This window comes from Kitasatospora sp. NBC_01300 (genome assembly GCF_041435235.1).
In the GTDB taxonomy this organism is placed as follows: Bacteria; Actinomycetota; Actinomycetes; order Streptomycetales; family Streptomycetaceae; genus Kitasatospora.
Genome location: NZ_CP108409.1, coordinates 1,071,900 through 1,090,286, shown reverse-complemented (window position 1 = coordinate 1,090,286; position 18,387 = coordinate 1,071,900). Strand labels below are relative to the sequence as shown.

Annotated in this window: 9 protein-coding genes; 1 reads left to right on the top strand and 8 read right to left on the bottom strand. The window is 74.8% G+C overall.

The genetic code is table 11. The features are described from left to right. Positions 1-32 precede the first annotated feature (32 nt). Positions 33-671, top strand: coding sequence for a flavin reductase family protein (locus OG556_RS38090; protein ID WP_331744786.1), 639 nt, complete (start codon positions 33-35; stop codon positions 669-671). Positions 672-1,179: 508 nt separating this feature from the next. Here the strand turns inward: OG556_RS38090 and OG556_RS38085 are convergent. The 8 genes from OG556_RS38085 to OG556_RS38050 form a co-directional block, all read right to left on the bottom strand. Then, positions 1,180-1,911, bottom strand: coding sequence for an SMI1/KNR4 family protein (locus tag OG556_RS38085; protein WP_331744783.1), 732 nt, complete (start codon positions 1,909-1,911; stop codon positions 1,180-1,182). A gap of 279 nt (positions 1,912-2,190) precedes the next feature. After that, the gene (locus OG556_RS38080) at positions 2,191-2,577 is read right to left on the bottom strand and encodes a hypothetical protein (protein ID WP_331744782.1); all 387 of its coding nucleotides are present in this window, start codon (positions 2,575-2,577) and stop codon (positions 2,191-2,193) included. Positions 2,578-2,582: 5 nt separating this feature from the next. Further along, complete coding sequence (locus OG556_RS38075) at positions 2,583-5,120, bottom strand: penicillin acylase family protein (RefSeq protein WP_371523122.1); 2,538 nt, start codon at positions 5,118-5,120, stop codon at positions 2,583-2,585. Between the two features lie 108 nt (positions 5,121-5,228). Next, positions 5,229-6,545 (bottom strand): ATP-grasp domain-containing protein, encoded by a 1,317-nt coding sequence (locus OG556_RS38070; RefSeq protein ID WP_331744780.1) that lies wholly within the window; start codon positions 6,543-6,545, stop codon positions 5,229-5,231. A 1-nt stretch (position 6,546) separates the two neighbouring features. After that, positions 6,547-7,749, bottom strand: a complete 1,203-nt coding sequence (locus OG556_RS38065) for an argininosuccinate synthase-related protein (protein ID WP_331744778.1) — start codon at positions 7,747-7,749, stop codon at positions 6,547-6,549. Then, entirely contained in the window at positions 7,746-9,566 is a 1,821-nt protein-coding gene (locus tag OG556_RS38060) for a non-ribosomal peptide synthetase (RefSeq protein ID WP_331744777.1), read from the bottom strand. The genes OG556_RS38065 and OG556_RS38060 overlap by 4 nt, the downstream gene beginning before the upstream one ends. Before the next feature lie 77 nt (positions 9,567-9,643). Then, positions 9,644-12,844, bottom strand: coding sequence for an amino acid adenylation domain-containing protein (locus OG556_RS38055; RefSeq protein WP_331744776.1), 3,201 nt, complete (start codon positions 12,842-12,844; stop codon positions 9,644-9,646). Then, entirely contained in the window at positions 12,841-18,360 is a 5,520-nt protein-coding gene (locus tag OG556_RS38050; protein ID WP_331744775.1) for a type I polyketide synthase, read from the bottom strand. Before OG556_RS38050 ends, OG556_RS38055 begins: the two co-directional genes overlap by 4 nt. Positions 18,361-18,387 lie beyond the last annotated feature (27 nt).

Genomic DNA, 18,387 nt, shown 5'->3' with positions numbered 1-18,387 from the left:
GTTCGTCCGGCACTTCGCGAAAGGCACAGCGCATGCACGTCGTCCCCGGGCTCAAGGTCCTGTACTTCGGAACTCCGGTGGTGCTGATCAGCTCACTCAACGAGGACGGCACGGCGAACCTCGCGCCGATGTCCTCGGTGTGGTGGCTGGGCCAATCCTGCATGCTCGGTCTCGGCAACAACGGCCAGACCACCGCGAACCTGCTGCGGGAAGGCGAGTGCGTGCTCAACCTGCCCTCGTCGGCGATGGTCGATGCCGTCGACCGGATCGCGCTCACCACCGGGAAGCCGGTCGTGGCGGACTACAAGGTGAAGCAGGGCTACCGGTACGAGCCGGAGAAGTTCTCGGTCGCGCAGTTGACCGAGCAGGCGTCGGACCTGGTCCGGCCCCCCAGGGTCGCGGAATGCCCGGTCCAGCTGGAGTGCAAGGTCGTCTCGGCCCACCCCTTCGGCGGTCCCGAGCCGCACGCGACCGCCTTCGAGGTCGAGGTCCTTCGCGCCCATGTCGAGGAGAGCCTCGTCATCCCCGGGACGCACTACGTGGATCCGCTCGGCTGGGATCCGCTGATCATGAAGTTCTGCGAGTTCTTCGGCGGGGGAGCCAACGTTCACCCGTCGAGGCTCGCCGAGGGCTGGAACATGCCGCACCAGCTCCAGTCGACGACCGTCTGAGCGGGCATCTGGAGATTGCGTCGGCGTCCGGATCGTGCTGCGTTTCGTTCGTCCTCCTACCAGAGGGTGGCCGGTCCCGCGAGGACCCAGCCGGCGTTGGTGGGCTTCACCCAGAAGCTCAATGACACCTCGATGATCCGCGCGCGGTAGGTGATCTCGATGTAGAAGCCGGTGCCCTCGTGGCCCCTCGGGGATCCGGCCGGCTCGGAGCAGACTGAAGTAGCGACAGACGACCGCTTCGACGTCGGCTTTGGCAGGGCGCTCCGTCCAGATCTTCACCGTGGGATTTTAAGGGAGCGCCTTACGGATCCCGCTCTCAGCACGGGAAGTCGGCCGGTCCGACTTCCCGTGCTGCGAAAGCCCCAAGCGCCGCTGCCAAGCCCTGTCCCGGAGTTCATCACTCCAGTCTGCTCACATCACTGCCGCCTGGTGACCGTTCCCTGCCGATCACACTGCCGTGGCCCCTGCCAGGGCCCTGGCGATGACCGGCGCCTTCGTGGCCAGTGGGCTACCGACCGCGGCGGTTGTCCTCCCAGTCGTCGAACCAGCGGAGCCAGATGGGCGTGCCGACACCGCGGTGCCACTGGTCGCGAGCGGCTTTCTCCAGCTCCGGGGTCGTCAGACCCTCCTCGTGCTCCAGCCAGTCGATGTACCACTCGCCGAAGCCGGCCGGTCGCCCCGCATCCGTCAGCAGCGGGTTGAGGCGATCGCAGGTCGGCCGGCCGTCGAACCACATACTGCCGCGATCCGGACCGCTGACGATGAGCAGGGTGCTGAAGTTGTGGCCATGGCCCGCCAGAAACACACCGCCCGTGACCCGGTCCCGTTCCGCCGCCTCCACGGCCTCGTTCCGAGCGTCCCGGGCGGCTTCGAAGTCGGCAGGGTTGGCGTAGTCCTCTTCCCGTACGAACTTCTCCCACACCTCGTCACTCGCCGCCAGCGCGGTGTCGTGATCGGGGAACGGCACGTGCAGCCGCTCCAGTTGGGTGTCCGCGTCCTCTGCCCAGTGCCATCCGTCGGGTCCCCGCCGCAACTCCCTGGGCCACCGTCCACCCGCACTCACCCGCAGCAGGAACTCCCGGTAGTCCGCCGGAAACGTGATCCCGAACTGCCGCTCCGCCTCCACCACCTGGACTTCGGTCAGCGGCGCAGCCAGCTCAGCCCCCGGCCCGCTCCACCCCTGCTCCTCGCGCACCGCGCATACCCGCCCCCGGACGTCGTCCCAGTCAATGCTCTGCATGATCGGCCAGGATATGACCTTGGTGTTTCAAGGCCCTGGCGGCCGGGGGTGCTGCTGAGGATCTGATTCAGGCGGTGATTCGAGGCACTGCTGAACACCTGGGACGGGGGGTTCGACCTCAGCTCCGTCTGGGCGGATGTGGGCCCGGAGTCCCGTGGATACGTCGGCCGAGGCCGTCGACTTGGTCGGCAAACCGAAACCGAGACCACGGAACGACGATGGCCCGGGCCGCTGAGCGGGCCGGGCCATCGTTTGCGGTGGGTGGGTGGGTGGATGGGGTCAGGGGGTGGGGCGGAGGGTGGCGGTGGTGGTGCGGGCCAGCCAGACGCCCAGGAGGGCTTGGAGGAGGCTGATCAGGAGGGTTGCGGTGATCATCAGGGAGGCGAGGGCCGGGAGGCCGGCGAGGGCGGCGAGGGTGCGGGCGGTGCCGGCCACGGCTTCGCCGGTGGCGGCGCGCCACAGGAGGGGGGCGGCCCAGCCGGCGAGGGCGGCTGTGGTGGCGGTGAGGACGGCGGTGCGGGCTCGTTGGCCGCGCAGGGCCGTGGTGGTGCCGAGGGCGAGGCCGCAGAGGAAGGGGAGGTACCAGAGGGAGTAGAGGGAGCCGAGGGCTATGACCACGGTGGCGAGGAGAGTGGGGAGGAGGGTGCGGAGGTGGGGGGTCGTCATGGTGGTCAGGCTCCCGGTCGCAGGGTCCACACCTTGGTGGAGGCGGGTTGGTCGGCGGCCATCAGGAGCGGCGGGTTTCGGCCCTCCCACCAGTACGGGATGAAGTTCCGGTACCAGGGTGAGGCCGGGTTCTCGCTCTGGCCGCCGGGGTAGACGGCCTGCGCGGTGGCAGTGTTCGGGCCCTTCCAGTCGACGACCATGCGCCAGCTCGGGCCGAAGGTGGAGTTCATGCCGCCGTCGGCCGCGTTGACGGTCCAGCGGTCGCCCTCGGCGGGCTCGGGGCCGTAGCCGAGGGCTTCGGCGCCGGTGAGGGAGGGGATCTGCCGGGTGTGGACGCGGTCCCAGGTCCAGGTGGCGGGGTCGTTGCCGAGGTCCTGGGACAGTTCGGAGACGGCCTGGGCGAACGCGGTGCGCATGGCGTCCGTCGCGGTGCGGGTCGGGCCGCCGGGGGAGGTGAAGGCCGGGTTGGTCGGGTCGTGCAGGGTCCAGGCTTCGAGGTTCTCGTCGAGGCTGGGCAGGGCGCTGGAGACCTTGAGGTACAGGCGGTCGCGTTCGACCGGCACCTTGGCGTGGTCCCACCAGGGCTGGAAGGTGGTCTCCAGGTAGTCGTTCCAGAAGGTCCACCAGATCGGGCCGCCGGCGACGCCGGGCTTCATGGTGTGGTCCCAGCGGTTCAGGACGTCGAGGGCGGCCTGTTGGCGGGGGTCGAGCTTCTGGTCGGCCAGGGCGGTCTTCAGGTGCGGCAGGATGACGGTGGCGAGGTAGTCCGTGACGTCGTTCTGCAGGGTGGTGAAGTCCGCGCTGGTCATCGCCTGGTGGCTCTCCAGGTACTGGTAGATCCGGTTGGCCCGGTAGCCGTTGTCGAAGGCGTTGAGCGTGGTGCCGATGTAGTACGGGTAGTCGGCGGAGACGGGGCGCTGGTTGGCGGTCGCGACCACGTGGTTCGGCGGGTTGTAGACCTGCGGGGTGGCGTCGAAGGGGATGGCGCCGACCACGTCGTACTCGCCGGTGCCGGGCAGCGGGAACCAGGGGTTGCCGCCCTTGGTCAGGGGGAAGTACCCGGCGGCGACCACGCCGATGTTGCCGCCGCCGTCGGCGTAGGCGAAGTTGAGCGTGGGGGCGTGCCAGTCGGCGAGCGCGGTGCGGAACTCCTGGTAGTCGCGGGCCTTGTTGACGGAGAGCAGGACGGCCAGGTCGGGGGAGGGGATGTTGCCCATCCAGCTGACCGAGGTGGTCTGCCCGGCCCGGGTCAGGACCGGCCCGTGCACGGTGAGGTCCACGGCGAGGTGTTCGGTGTCGCCGCCCCGGACCGGGATGGTGTACTCCACCCGCTGCATCGGGTGCCACGCGTTGTTCCAGAAGTACTGGCCGGGGTGGTCGGGGCTGGTCTGCTCGCTGTAGAAGACCGTCGACTGGTTCTGCCCGTCGGTCAGGGACCAGGAGATGTTGGCGTTGCGGCCGATCAGCACGCCGGGCATGCCGGCCATGCTGGCGCCGGTGACGTCGGTCTCCGGCGAGGACAGCGCGATCTGGTACCAGTACGAGGGCAGGGTCATCGGCAGGTGCGGGTCGCCGGCGAGCATCGCGTTGCCGCCCGCCACGGCCGGGCCGTTCGCCGCCCAGGCGTTGCTGTCCGGGAAGGTGTGGACCTGGGTGGCCGGGAGCGCGCGGATGGTGTCCAGCAGGGTGTGGGCCGCGGTCGCCTCCCCGGCGGGGTCGGGCTTCCCGGTGGGGGCGACGGGCGCGGGGCGCGGCTCCGACCGGTTGGCGGCGGCTTGGCCGTCGGGCCCGGCGGTGTTGACGTTCGGGGGCAGCGGCGCGATGCCGAGGTCGCGGTACGGTCCGACGTCGTACGGCCGTTGGTCGTTGGGCGCGTGGACCGGGAACCAGTCCATGGTGCGCTCCTCGCCGAGGGACTCCCGGAAGATCGCGTAGTCCAGCGGGGTGCTGGTGAAGTCCATGCTCTGGGTGAGGAGTTCCTGGATGACCAGGCTGTCGACCGGGGTCCAGTCGGCCGGGTAGACGCCGGTGAGGGAGAAGATGGCCGGCCACTGCCCGTTGTGGCGCAGCTCGGAGATCCAGGCGTTGACTCCCCGGGTGTAGCTGGTGAGGGCGCGGCCCGCCGGGCTGTCGGGCGCGGTGGCGGCCCAGGTGGCCTCGGCGGTGCGCAGGAGTCCCATCTGGAGTTCGAAGCGGTCGGACTCGACGCTCCCGGGCCCGTTGAGTTCCGCCAGGCGTCCGCGTCCGGCGCGCCGCTCCAGGTCGAGCTGGGCGAGCCGGAAGCGGGCGTGCAGGTAGCCCTGGGCCTGGAACAGGTCGGTGTCGGAGGCGGCCTTGACGGTGGGGACGCCGTTGTCGTCGAAGGCGACCGTCACCGGCGCGTTCAGGCCCGCCAGGGTGAGGGTCTCGGTGTGCGGGAGTTCGGCGCCGGCGGCGGAGTCCCACGCACCGGCCCCGGGGACGAGGGCGGTTCCGAGGGCCGGGACGGGCCCGATGCCCAGCGCGAGCAGCGCGAGGACCAGGCCGGAGACTACGGCTGCCACCGCCGCGTGGGTGGCTGTGCGTATGCGCCGCGGCAAGTTGACTCCAGGGGTGCGAGGTTGGGCGGGGTGAAGGGGGCTGGGGTCGAGGCAGGGGGGCTCAGGGAGCCGTCAGGACCAGAAGTCGGCCATCGTGCGGTGGATGCCCTCGACGGTGGCCCGGAGCTCGGGGTGCCCGGGGACCGTGCCGTAGACCGTGCCGATCAGCCACTCGGTGCCGGCCCGCCAGTCGGCCCGCCAGGACGGGTCGATCGTGGCGTCCACCAGGTCCACCCCGGGGAGGTGGTGGAGGCCGTCGAGCACCTCGCCGGGGCCGGGGGCGAGGCCGTCGGCGGGCGGGGAGATGAAGTACTGGAACGCCACCTTCGGGCAGCCTGCGCCCAGGGCGAGCACCGGCTGGGGCGGGTCGAACGCGCCGAGTGCCAGCCGGAGGGCGAGGGCGAGCAGGTCCGTCCCGGCGGAGCGCTTGAGGACGTCCGAGACGTGCCCGCCCAGGCGGCCGTTGACCTCGATCAGCCGCGGCCCGTCGGGGGTGAACTTGATCTCGGTGTGGGTGACGCCCTCGCGGATACCGAGCGCCCGCAGCGCGCGCTGCTCCAGGGCCACGACCTCGTCGGCCAGGCCGGCGGGGAGCAGGGCCGGGGTGAAGTAGCCGGTCTCCCGGAACGGGGGGGCCAGTGGCAGCTTGCCGGTGACCGCGACGGTGCGGATCTCGCCGTCGCGGATCGCGGACTCGACCGAGACGTAGTCGCCCCAGAACTCCCCCACCACGGTGGGGTCGCTCACCAGGTACTCCTCCAGCACGAACACCGCCGGGCTCGCCACGCCCTCGGTGAACTCGGCGTACCGGTCGGCCAGTTCGGCGGCGGTGCGGACCAGGCAGGTGTCCACGCTGCCGGCGCCCGAGCGGGGCTTGAGGACGGCGGGCAGCCCGGTCGCGGCGAGGGCCGGGCCGAGGTCGGCGGCGGAGTGGACCGTCCGGCAGGCGGTGGCCTGTACGCCCGCCGCCGCCAGGGCCTCGCGCTGGCGGAACTTGTCGACCAGGACCTCGACGGTGGCGCGGTCGTGGAACGGCACTCCGCACCGCGCGGCCACGGCGGACGCCGTCCGGAGCAGGTGGTCACTGAAGGTGATCACTCCGGAGGCGCCGAACTCGGCGGCCCGGTCGCACAGTTGCTCCTCGGTCAGGCCGGACGTGTCCACCACGGTGACCGACTTCGGCAGCTGGGCCAGGTCGGCGGCCACCTTCGGGTCGCCGAGGTCGCCGAAGAAGACCGCCGTGCACAGCCGCCGCCCGGCGGTCAGGACCCCGCGCGCGGTCGCCGAGCCCCGGCCGTAGACGACCAGCAGCACCGGGGGCGTCGGGGACGAAGGGGGCGTAGGGGACTCCGGGGGCGCCGGGTGGTCCGTCGGGTTCGAGCCGCCCATGTCAGCGCTCCTGCGGCTGGTTCGGGCTGAACGCCGCGCGCTCGGCGGCGACGGACCGGTGCTCCCAGGCCTCCCGGTCGCGCAGGTAGAGCGGCCGGTCGGCGACGACGGCCCGGGTCTCGGCCGAGCCCGCCGAGAGCCGCCACCGCACCGAGCCGGTGACGTGCGCCGAGCAGACCTCGATGAACGCCTGGCTGGCGCGGCGCAGTTCGCCGAACCAGCGGCCCTCCAGCGCCTCGCGGACCCACAGCTGCTCCTGGTTCAGCTTCTCCCGCAGCAGCTCGGCGGAGAGGGTGGCCGTCTCCAGGTGGCGGCGCGAGCGCAGCAGCAGCCAGGCGGCGGGCATCTCGCGGATCTCCAGCACCTTCGGCCCGTGGCCCAGGTGTTCGAGCCCGCTGTACCGGCCGAGGCCGTGCGCGCCGACCAGGTGGTTGAGGGTGTCGATCAGCTCGGTCAGCGGCAGCCGGCGGCCGTCCACCGCGACCGGACGGCCGGCCTCGAAGGCGACCTCGACGGCCTCCGGGGCCTCGGCGGGGCGCAGCGCGCTCCACTGGTAGAGCCGCTCGGGCACGGCGTGGTCCTCGGGGTCGTCGAGGATCCCGGACTCGAACTCCCGGCACCACAGGTTGGAGTCGCCGCTGACCAGCCGCTCGCTCAGCTGCTCCAGGCCGGCTTCCTTGAGCTCGCGCATCTTCTGGTCCCGGTCCACCGGGTCCAGGTCGTACGGGCTGCCGTAGCGTCCGGCGAAGCCGAGCAGTTCGAGGGCGCCGTTGAGCCGGCGCAGGGTGTTCTGGGAGCGGTTGGCGGTGTGCAGCACGGTGGTGGCGCCGAGTTCGCGGGCGGTGTCGACGGCGACCTTGGCGATCAGCGGGCGGCTGAGCGAGGAGCTGACCGGGTGGGTGTCGAGGTAGACGGCGTGCGCGGCGATGGCCGGGCGGACGTAGTCCTCGGCGAACTCCTGCCGGCCGTCGACCAGGTGCAGCCGGATGCCGAGCCGGTCGGCGATCCGCTGCTTGTGCTCGCTGCTCTCGTCCTCGCCGAGGTCGACGCTGACGGCGTGGACGTTGCGGGCGCCGGCCCGGGCCAGGCGGTGCAGCAGGTAGCTGCTGTCCAGCCCGCCGCTGAACAGGGTGACGACGGGGGCCGACGGATCGCGGGCGATCGCGTCGAGCTCGCCGAAGGAACGGACGACCTGGGCAGTCACCGCGATCCCTCCGGTCCCTGCTCGGCCAGGGCGGCGGTGAAGGCCGTCACCGTGGGCTCGTCGTACATCAGGTGCATCGGGACCTCGACGCCGAGCAGCGCCTCCAGCTTGCGGGTGGCGCGGACCACCTTGAAGGAGTCCCCGCCGATCTCGAAGAAGTCGTCGTCCGGGCCGATGGCGGGCAGTCCGAGGACCTCGCACCAGACCGTGGTGACGGTGGCGGCCACGCCGTCGCCGGGCGGTGCTTGCGGTTCGTCGGTGACGGCGGGCAGGACGGCCCCGGCCCGCTCGGTCAGCAGGGCGCGGTCCAGCTTGCCGTTGGCGGTCAGCGGCATCGAGTCGACGGTGGCCAGCGACGCCGGGACCATGTACGAGGGCAGGGCGCCGCGCAGCGTCTCGCGCACGGCGGCGGTGACGCTCGCGGGCTCGGCGCCGGGTGCGAGCACCAGGAAGCCGACCAGCCGGGCGTCGCTGCCGCGGCCGTGGGCCACCACGGCCGCCTGCCGGACCTCGGGCACCCGCAGGGCGGCGGACTCGATCTCGCCCAGTTCGATCCGGTAGCCGCGGATCTTCACCTGGAGGTCGACCCGGCCCAGGAACTCCAGGCCGCCCACCGGGTGGGTGCGGACCAGGTCGCCCGAGCGGTAGAGCGGGCCGGGGCCGTCGCCGAGGTGGTCCGGGACGAAGCGCTCCGCGGTGAGCTCGGGCCGGTTGAGGTAGCCGAGGGCGAGGCCCTCGCCGCCGATGTAGAGCTCGCCGGGCTCGCCGTCCGGTACGGGCTTGCCGTCCTCGTCGAGGATCCACAGGGTGGTGTCCTCGATGGCCGGGCCGATGTAGACGGTGTCCAGGCCGGGGTCGCGCGGGGGCACCCAGGCGGTGCAGTAGATGGTGCACTCGCTCGGCCCGTAGAGGTTGGTGAGCGGCGCGGTGGACTGGGCGTGGAAGCGGCGGACCAGCTCGGGCGCGAGCGGCTCGCCGCCGGTGAGGACGCGCCGCAGGCCGTCGAAGCGCTCCTCGGGCCCGCGGGCCAGCAGGAACAGCTCCAGCAGCGAGACCACGCAGTAGAAGATGGTGATGTCGGCGGCGCGGATGGTCTCGGCGAGGTAGTCGGCGTCGCGCTGGCGGCCGGGGGCGGCGATGACGATGGTGGTGCCGGTGATCAGCGGCCAGTACACCTCGATCAGGAACATGTCGAAGCTGCACGCGGTGTGGTGCAGCATCCGGTCGTCCGGGCCGAGTCCGTGGCTGCGCTGGAGCGCCCGCAGGCGGGTGGTCACCGCCCGGTGCGGGATCAGCGAGGCCTTCGGCCGGCCGGTGGAGCCGGAGGTGTAGATGACGACCGCGGGCTGCTCGGCGAGGTCGGCCGCCGGCTCGAACGGGCCGGCCGGGCGGGCCGCCGCGCACTCGTCGACGGTGACGACCTCGGTGCCCGGCAACTCGGGGAAGCGGGAGCGCAGTTCGGGGGTGGTGATCAGCAGCCGGGGCGTGCAGTCGGCCAGCATGTCGAGGGTGCGGGCGACCGGGTCGTTGACGTCGAAGGCGACCTGGGCGGCGCCGGCCAGGATCACCCCGGCCACGGCGACCACGAAGTCGGCCGAGCGCTCCAGGTAGACCGCGACCCGCTCGCCCGGGCGTACCCCCCGCTCGCACAGCAGCGAGGCGACCCGCACGGTGCGGTCCCTGAGCTCGCCCGCGAGCAGGACCCGGTCGCCGTCGACCACGGCGGGCTGCGCCGGGTCGGCCTCCCAGCGGGAGAGCAGCAGGGTGTCGAGCCGTCGTTCGCCGTCGTCGAGAATCGTGGCCGTAGAGCTAGCCATGGAGGTTGTGTCCAATCGGTGTGGTCGGTGCAGGGGCGTCCCGGCGGCCGGGGCCGGCCGCCGGGACGCCGGTTGGTTCACTGGTCGGCGTCGGAGCCCGGGGCGTCGGAGCCGGCCGGTGCGTCGGCGTCGGCCGGTGCGTCGGCGTCGGCCAGGGCGGGGCCGATGGCCGCGGTGAGGTCGCGGACCGTGGAGGAGTCGAAGAGCAGCTCGATGTCGAGCGAGCAGCCGAGTTCCGCCTCCAGCCGGGAGACCAGTCGCAGGGCGCGCAGCGAGTCGCCGCCCAGCTCGAAGAAGTCGTCGTCCAAACCGACCTCCGGCAGTGCCAGGACCTCGCGGAACAGCCGGGCCACCAGCGCCTCGTGGTCCGCCGTGCCGCCCGGCCCGCCGCTCGGCGCGGCCTCGTCGGCGAACCCGGCCGGGGTGGGCAGGGCGAGCAGGTCGGTCTTGCCGGCCGGGGTGAGCGGCAGCTCGGCGAGGACGGTGACCGCCTCGGGGACCATGTAGGAGGGCAGCGAGCGCCGCAGCCCGGCCTGGACCCCGGGGGTGTCGAGCGGGGCGCCCCGGTCCGCGGGCACCACCCAGGCGACCAGGCGGCCCTCCCGGACGGCGACCGCGGCGGCCGCCACCTCGGGCAGGGCCAGCAGGACCTGCTCGATCTCGCCGGGCTCGATCCGGTAGCCGCGCAGCTTGAGCTGGCGGTCCATCCGGCCGAGCAGTTCGATCCGCCCGTCGGGCAGGCGGCGGGCGTGGTCGCCGGTGCGGTACATCCGGCCGCCCGTGAACGGGTCGGTGACGAACCGCTCGGCCGTCAGCTCGGGCCGCTGCCAGTAGCCCTGGGCCACGCCGTCGCCGCCGATGCACAGCTCGCCGACGCAGCCGACCGGCAGCAGTTCGCCGTCCACGGTGTCCAGCACGTGCAGCACGGTGTTGGCGATCGGGCGGCCGACGGTGACCCGGGTGGTGTCGGCGGTGATCCGCTCGACGCTGGAGTACACGGTGGTCTCGGTCGGCCCGTACATGTTCCACACCGACTCGCCGCGCTCGGCCAGCGGCGCCGCCAGGTCCGCGGGGAAGGCCTCGCCGCAGCTGTAGAGCCGGGGGCGGCCGGCGCCCTGCCAGTCGGAGTCCAGCAGCGCCCGGTAGCGGGACGGGGTGGCCTGGAGCGCGGTGATGCCGTGCTCGACGCTGTAGCGGTCGAGTTCGCGGCCGCTCAGCCCGAGGGCCTGGCCGCCGACGTGCACCGTCGCGCCGACGGCGAGCGGCACCAGCAGCTCGGCCAGCGAGGTGTCGAAGCCGAGCGTGGTGAGGGCGAGGAAGCGGGTGTCGCCGTCGAGGCCGGGGTGACGGCGGGCCAGGCTGTCCACCAGGTTCGCCAGTGCCCGGTGGCCGACGGCGACGCCCTTGGGGCGGCCGGTGGAGCCGGAGGTGAACATCAGGTAGGCGAGGCCGTCCGGGGCTGCGCCCGGCAGCTCGGCGGCGGCGGGGTCGGCGGCCTCCTGGAGCATCAGGTCGAGGTCGGCCAGGTCCAGGGAGGCCAGGTCGACGGCGGTGCCGTCCCAGCCGGCCAGCGCGGGCGCGCCGGTCGCGTCGGTGAGCACCACGGCCGGGGCCGCGTCCGCCAGGACGAGGCCGATCCGCTCCACCGGGTGGGCCGGGTCGAGCGGGACGAACGCGGCCCCGGCCCGGGCGACGGCCAGCACCGCGGTCACCAGGTCGGCGCTGCGGCCCAGGCAGACGCCCACCCGGTCGCCGGGGCGCACGCCGCGCGCGGCCAGCTGCCGGGCCAGGGCCTCGGCCCGCCGGTCGAGTTCGCGGTAGCTGTACCGGGTCTGCTGGTCGACCACCGCCGGGTGGTCCGGGCGGCTGCGGACCGCGTCGTCGATCAGCCCGGACAGCAGGGCCGACGGCTCGCCGCGGTCGATCTCGCTGCCGTTCCAGGTGTCGAGCTGGCGGGCGCGGGCCGCCTCGGGGACGGCGAGCAGCTCGCGGACCGGGCGGCCGGGCTGCGCGGCGATGCGGGTCAGCACCGCGACGACGTGGTCGAGCAGCGCGCCGGTCTCCTCCGGGGTGATCCGCCCGGCGTCCACCACCGCCTGGAGCTGCATCTCGGCGGCGGCCCGCACGACCAGGGTGACCGGGTAGTTGGTCCGCGTCTCGTAGCGGACGTCGCTGACCGTGACCGCGCCGTGGGAGAGCACCGCCTCGGTGCGGTCCGGGTAGTTCTCGACCACCACGACGGTGTCGAACAGCGGCACGCCGGGCGCGGTGTCGGCCCAGCGCTGGATGTCGGTCAGCGGGGTGTGCTGGTGGTCCAGCAGCGGGTGGCGGGTCGCGGCGTGGCGGGCCAGCCACTCGTCGCCGGGCAGCTCCCGGTCGATCCGCACCCGCACCGGGACGGTGTTGATGAACATCCCGAGCATCCGGTCCGCCCGGTGCAGGTCGACGGGGCGGCCCGAGACGGTCACGCCGACCACCACGTCGTCGCGGCCGCTGTGGCGCGCGACCGTCCCCGCCCAGGCGGCCTCGACCAGGCTGCTGAGCGTGGTCGCCTTGCCGGCGGCCAGCCGCCGCAGCGCGGTGACGGTCTCGGCGGGCAGCTCGGCCCGCACCGTGCGGAAGTCGCCGGACGGCTTGGCGCCCGGGCGCACGCCGGGCAGGCTCAGCGTCGCCGGCTCGCGGTAGCCCGCCAGGTAGCCGGTCCAGAACGCGCGGTCGCGCTCGGCCTCCTGACGGCCCAGCCAGGCGATGTACTCGCGGAAGGCGGGCGGCGCGGGCGGCTCGGCGGCGTCACCGGACAGTCCGGCGGTGACCTCGGCCAGCAGCAGCGCGGCGGACCAGCCGTCCAGCAGCAGGTGGTGGTACGTCCACACCACCAGGTGCTCGTCGGGCAGGCGCAGCACCAGCAGCCGCATCAGCGGCGGCCGGGCCAGGTCGAAGCGCTCGCGGGCGCGCTGCTCCAGCTCCTCGGCGACGGCGCGCTCCCGGGCCGGCTCGTCCAGCCCGGACAGGTCGCGGAACTCGATCGGCAGGTCCGCCTTGGGCAGCACCACCTGGTGCGGGGTGCGGATCCGCTCGCGGACGAAGGCCGTGCGCAGCACCGGGTGCCGGGCGATCGCCCGCTGCCAGGCTGCTCCCAGTTCCGTCAGGTCCAGTTCGCCGCGCACCCGGAAGGTGGTCAGCTCGACGTACAGGCCGTGCTCGGGGGAGGTGGTGCTGTGGAAGAGCATCCCCTCCTGGGTCGGCGAGAGCGGGTAGATGTCCTCGATGTCGTTCACTTGGTGTCCTCTCCTGACCGGAACAGGGCGAATACCCGGGCCAGGTCGTCTTCGCTGAGGTCCGCGTCCGAGAACGCCTCGCCCGCCCCCTTCGCGGGGGCCGGATCGGGCTCGGTGGGAGCGGTGGGCGGGGCGGGGGTGTCGGACGCCGGGGCGGCGGCGGGCGTGCGGTCCGCGCGCAGCCGGGCGGCGAGCTGTCCGACGGTGGGGTGGGCGAAGAGGTCGCCGGGGGAGACGGTCAGGCCCTGCCGCTGGAGTTCGGCGGTGATCTGGACGATCAGCAGGGAGTCGCCGCCGAGTTCGAAGATGCTGTCCTCGGGGCCGATCCGGGGGACGCCCAGCAACCGGGACCAGACCGCGGCGATCTGCTCCTCCAGCCCCTCGGGGCCGGTCGCCGGTGCGGACGCCAGGGCGGCCTCCGGCGCGGCCTGCGATGCGGTCGGGACGGGCGTGGCCGGCCCGGCCGCGCGGGGGCTGACCAGCACGTGCGGGAGGTGACGGTTGGCCAGGATCCGGTCGAAGGCCAGCAGGCCCTCCCGGGTCGGGATGCCGCCCTGCTCGGGCCCGGCGGCCGCGGCGTGCCCCGCGTCCGGGCCGGGGGCGGCCGGGGCCGGGCGCAGCACGAAGCCCTCGACGAGCACGGCCGGAGCGCCGTCCGGCCCGGCGACGACCACGTCGACGACCAGCGTGTCGCCCGCCCCGGCGTCACCGGAGCGGCGGTCGACCCGCACCACGGCCTCGGGGCCGAGCGGGCCGAGCACCACCAGGCGGCGGTAGGCGACCGGCAGGTGGCTGCCGGTGCGGGCGGTGACGGCGCCGGTGGCGGTGTCCAGCAGCGCGGGGTGCAGCGGGTGCGCGGCCAGGTCGCCGTGGAACGCCTCGGGCAGGCGCAGCCGCAGCATCGCCCCGCCGCGCCCGTCCTCGCGGACCTCGGTGACGCTCTCCCAGCGCGGCCCGGTGCGCAGCCCGCTGGCGCCGCCGGGCCGCTCCCCGGCGGCGGCGGACACCGCGACCTGCGGCACCGGGGCGCAGCGGGCCGCGAGGCCGTCGAGGTCCAGGCGCTCGGGGGAGTCGCCCCCGTACGGCGCGATCCGGCCCTGGGCGTGCGGCCTGGACGGCACGGCGGTGGAGCGCACCTCCCACAGGTGCCCGCCGTCGGGCGCCGGACGCAGCCGCAGGGTGACCTCGGGCGGGGCGTCGGCGGGCATCCGCAGCGGGTGGGTGAAGACCGCGTCCAGCTCGACCGGCCCGTCCCCGACCGCCAACCGGTGCCCGGCGACGGCGAGTTCGAGCAGCGCGGTGCCGGGCAGGACCGGGACGTCGCCGATCCGGTGCTCCTCGGCCGGCCAGGCGCTCTGCCCGGTGCGGCGCAGCCGCAGCTCCACCGTCCCGTCCGGCTCCGCCCGGCGGGCGTCGAACAGGGCGTGGTCGAGCACCTCGCCGCCGTCGAGCCAGTCGCGCCGGCCGGACCGCAGCGCCATGCCGGTCTGCGACCAGCGGTCCCAGCCGATCGACACGGCGGCCCGGGAGCCGGCGGCGAAGCTGTCCAGGAAGGCGTTGGCGCCGGTGTAGTCGGCCTGGCCGACCGCGCCGGTGACCGCCAGCACCGAGGAGCAGAGCACCAGCACCGGCCGGTCCACGGCCGTCAGCCGCTCCAGCAGGACGGTGCCGAGCACCTTGGGGGCGAGCACCCGCGCCATCTCCCCGGCGCTGCGCAGGGCGGTGACGCCACCGCCGGGCACCCCGGCGGCGTGGACCACCCCGGCGATCGGGCCGTACGCGGCCCGGACCCGGTCGAGCGCGGCGCCGAGCGCGGCCTCGTCGGTGACGTCCGCCTGGACGAGGCAGAGCCGGGCGCCGTGCGCGGTCAGCCCGGCGAGGGCCTCGGCCAGCTCCGGCGGGCAGCTCGCGGCGGGCGCCGCGTCCTCGGGGCGCAGGCTCCGCCAGCCGGCGCCGTCGGGGACGGCACGGCGGGTGAGCAGGACGAGCGTCCGGTCGGCGTCCTCGGCGAGGTGGCCGGCCACGGCCAGACCGATCCCGCCCAGGCCGCCGGTGACCAGCCACACGCCGGACGGCGCGGCGGGCTGCGGCCCGGCCGGGTCGGTGAGGACGGGCCGCTCCGGGGCCGGCACCAGGTGCGCCCGGCCGCGGACGGCGGTCAGCGGCGCCGCAGCGTGCCCGGCGCGCAGCTGCGCCACCACGGTCTGCGCCGCCAGGGCCAGTTCCTCGGGTTCCCGGGTCGGGCAGTCCAGGTCGAGGGCCTGGACGGTGACGCCGGGCAGCTCCTGCGGCAGCACCCGCACCGCGCCCAGCCCGGCGGCGGCCTGCGGGGTGCGGGCGGGCTGCCCGTGCACCCCGTGGGCGGCGTCGGTGACCAGCAGCATCCGCAGCGGCCGGCCGGGGAACGCCTCGCCCAGGGCCCGGGCCAGCTGGACCGGGACGGTGAGGGCGCGCAGCGCGCCGTCGGCCGCCTCGCCCGGGGTGGCCGAGCGCAGCGGCGGGGTGTCCAGGGCCCAGCAGGAGAGGACGGCGTCCGGCGCGGTGCCGCGCGCGGCCAGGGCGGCGGCCAGCGCGGGGAAGGCGGCGGGGTCGTCGGCGTCGAGCGTGAACGGGGTGCCGTGCGTGAGCGCGGTGGACGCCCCGGCGCGGACCAGGCTGACCTGGGCACCGGCGGCGGCGAGCTCTCCGGCGACGGCCTCGGCGAGGCCGGACTCGTCGGCGAGCAGGAGCACCGACGGCGGGAGCGGCCCGGTGCCGGACGGCGGCAGGGCCTGCGTCCAGGACACGACGTGCAGCCAGTCGTCCACGCCGCTCGCACCGTCGGAAACCTGCGCGGGCCCGGCGGGGCCCTGGGCGGTGACGGCGGCGGGTTCGGCGGCGGTGGGCTCGAACCAGTGCCGGGTGGGCTCGAACGGGTAGCCCGGCAGCGAGACGTGCCGGCGCCCGGCGCGCTCGCCGAGGGCGGACCAGTCGACCTCGGTGCCCCGCTCCCACAGCCGGGCCAGCGCGGTGAGCCGGGCCAGCGGCTGGTCCGGGGCGGGCGCGGCGCCGCCGAGGGTGGGCAGCGCGGGGCGTCCGGCGCCCAGGGTCCGCACGGCGAAGCCGCTCAGCCCCCGGCCGGGGCCGAGCTCCAGCAGCGGGCCGTCGCCCGGCAGCGCGGCGAGCGCGTCGGCGAAGCGGACGGTGTGCCGCAGCTGGCTCGCCCAGTACTCCGGTGACGCGGCCTCCTCGGCGGTGAGCTCACGCCCGGTCAGGCCGGAGACGAGCGGCACGGCGGGCGCCTGGACCGGGACGGTGGCGACCAGCCGGGCGAACTCCTCCAGCAGCGGTTCGGCGTCCCGGGAGTGGAAGGCGTGCCGCACGGCCAGTTGCCGGGCGGCCACACCGCGCGCGGCCAGCCGCTCGGCGAGCCGCGCGACCGCCTCGGGGGCGCCGGCCACCACGCAGCGGTCGGGCGCGTTGACGGCGGCCAGCTCCGGCCCGGCCGGGTCGTCCAGCAGGGCGCGCAGCTCCGGCTCGGGCAGCGGGACGCTGAGCATCGAGCCGGGTGCCATGGTGCCCATCAGCCGGCCGCGTTCGGCCACCAGCCGGGCGGCGCCGGGCAGGTCGAAGACCCCGGCGGCGCAGGCGGCCGCGAACTCGCCGACGCTGTGCCCGGCGAGTGCGACCGGCCGGATGCCGAGCCCCGTCCACCACGCGGTGAGCGCGTACTCCACCGCGAACAGGGCCGGCTGGGCGGTCTCGGTCCGGTCGAACAGGTCCGGGTGGGCCGGGTCGAGCAGCAGCTCGCGCAGCGGCGCCGTGGTCCACGGCCGCAGGGCGTCCAGGCAGCGGTCGAGCGCGGCGCGGAAGAGCGGCTCGGCGCGGTACGGCTCGGCCGCCATACCGGGGTGGCCGGCCCCCTGCCCGGGGTAGAGGAAGGCCACCTTCCGACCGGTTCCGACGGCCTGGACGGCCTGGGCGGCGGGGGACGCCTCGCCCGAACGCCCGGTCAGGACGGCGCGCCGCCACGGGTGGTGGCGCCGCCTGGTCTGGAGGGTGAACGCGGCGTCGCCCGCGCCGGGCGCACCGGGGGCGGCCAGCGCCGTGCCGATCCGCTCGGCGGCCCGGTCGAGCGCCCGCTCGCTCCTGGCGGACAGCGGCAGCAGCTCCCACTGCGCGGGCTCGGCGGCGGGCGCGGCGGGCAGCGGCGGCGCGTCCTGGAGGATCAGGTGGGCGTTGGTGCCGCCGATGCCGAAGGAGCTGACGCCCGCGATCCGGGCGCCGTCGCGGCCGGACCACGGCTCGGCCTCGGTCAGCACCCGGAACAGGCCCGGGGCCAGTTCGGGGCTGGGGCTCTCGAAGTGCACGGTCGGCAGCAGCGTGCGGTGCTGGAGTGCGAGCACCGTCTTGATCAGCCCGGCCATCCCGGCGCAGGTGTCCAGGTGGCCGACGTTCGACTTGACCGCGCCGAGCACCCGGCGGGAGTCCGGGGCGTCCGCGAACACCCGCCCCAGCGCGGCGAGTTCGATCCGGTCGCCGAGCGCGGTGCCGGTGCCGTGCGCCTCGATGCAGGAGACCTCGCCGGGCGTGACCCCGGCCACGGACTGGGCCGCCGAGACGACCCGGACCTGTCCGTCCAGGCTCGGCGCGGTGAAGCCGACCTTGCGGTTCCCGTCGTTGTTGACCGCCGAGCCGAGCAGCAGGGCCCGTACGGTGTCGCCGTCGGCGACCGCGTCGGCCAGCCGCTTCAGCACCACCACGCCGACGCCGCTGCCGAAGACCGTGCCGGTCGCGTCGGCGTCGAAGGGGCGGCAGTGCCCGTCGGCGGAGAGGATGCCGCCCTCGGCGTGCAGGTAGCCGAGCCCCTGGCCGATCCCGGCGGAGACGGCGCCGGCCAGCGCCACGTCGCACTCGCCGCTGAGCAGCGCCTCGGCGGCCAGGTGGACCGCGAGCAGGGCGGAGGAGCAGGCGCTCTGCACGCTCAGGCTCGGGCCGGTCAGGCCCAGCCGGTAGGAGGTCTGGGTGGCGAGGTAGTCCTTGTCCCCGGCGGCCAGCCACTGGACGTCGGCCCGGTCGGCCAGGTGGGCCGCGTTGGGCAGCAGGTGGTGCGTCAGGTAGGAGTTGAAGCCGGCCGAGGCGTAGACGCCCACGCCGCCCTCGACGCCGTCGGTCAGCTGCCCGGCGTCCTCCAGCGCGGTGACCGCGCACTGCAGGAACAGCCGGTGCTGGGGGTCCATCAGCTCGGCGTCGCGGGGCGGGATGCCGAAGTACTCGGCGTCGAACTCCGCGAGGCCCTCCAGCACGCCGCCCGCCCCGACGAACCGGGGGTCGGCCAGCCGTTCGGCGGGGACGCCCAGGGCCGCCAGCTCCTCGGGGCTCCGGAAGGTGACGCTCTCGCGGCCCGCGACCAGGTTGGCCCAGAAGGCCCCGGCGTCGGGAGCTCCGGGGAACCGGCAGGCGAGGCCGGTCACGGCGATCGCGTCCGGCAGGTCCGGCGGTGCGGCGGCCGGGCCCCCGGGGGCGTGGGTGGTCATCGGGCTTTCTCCTCATGGGTGGTGATG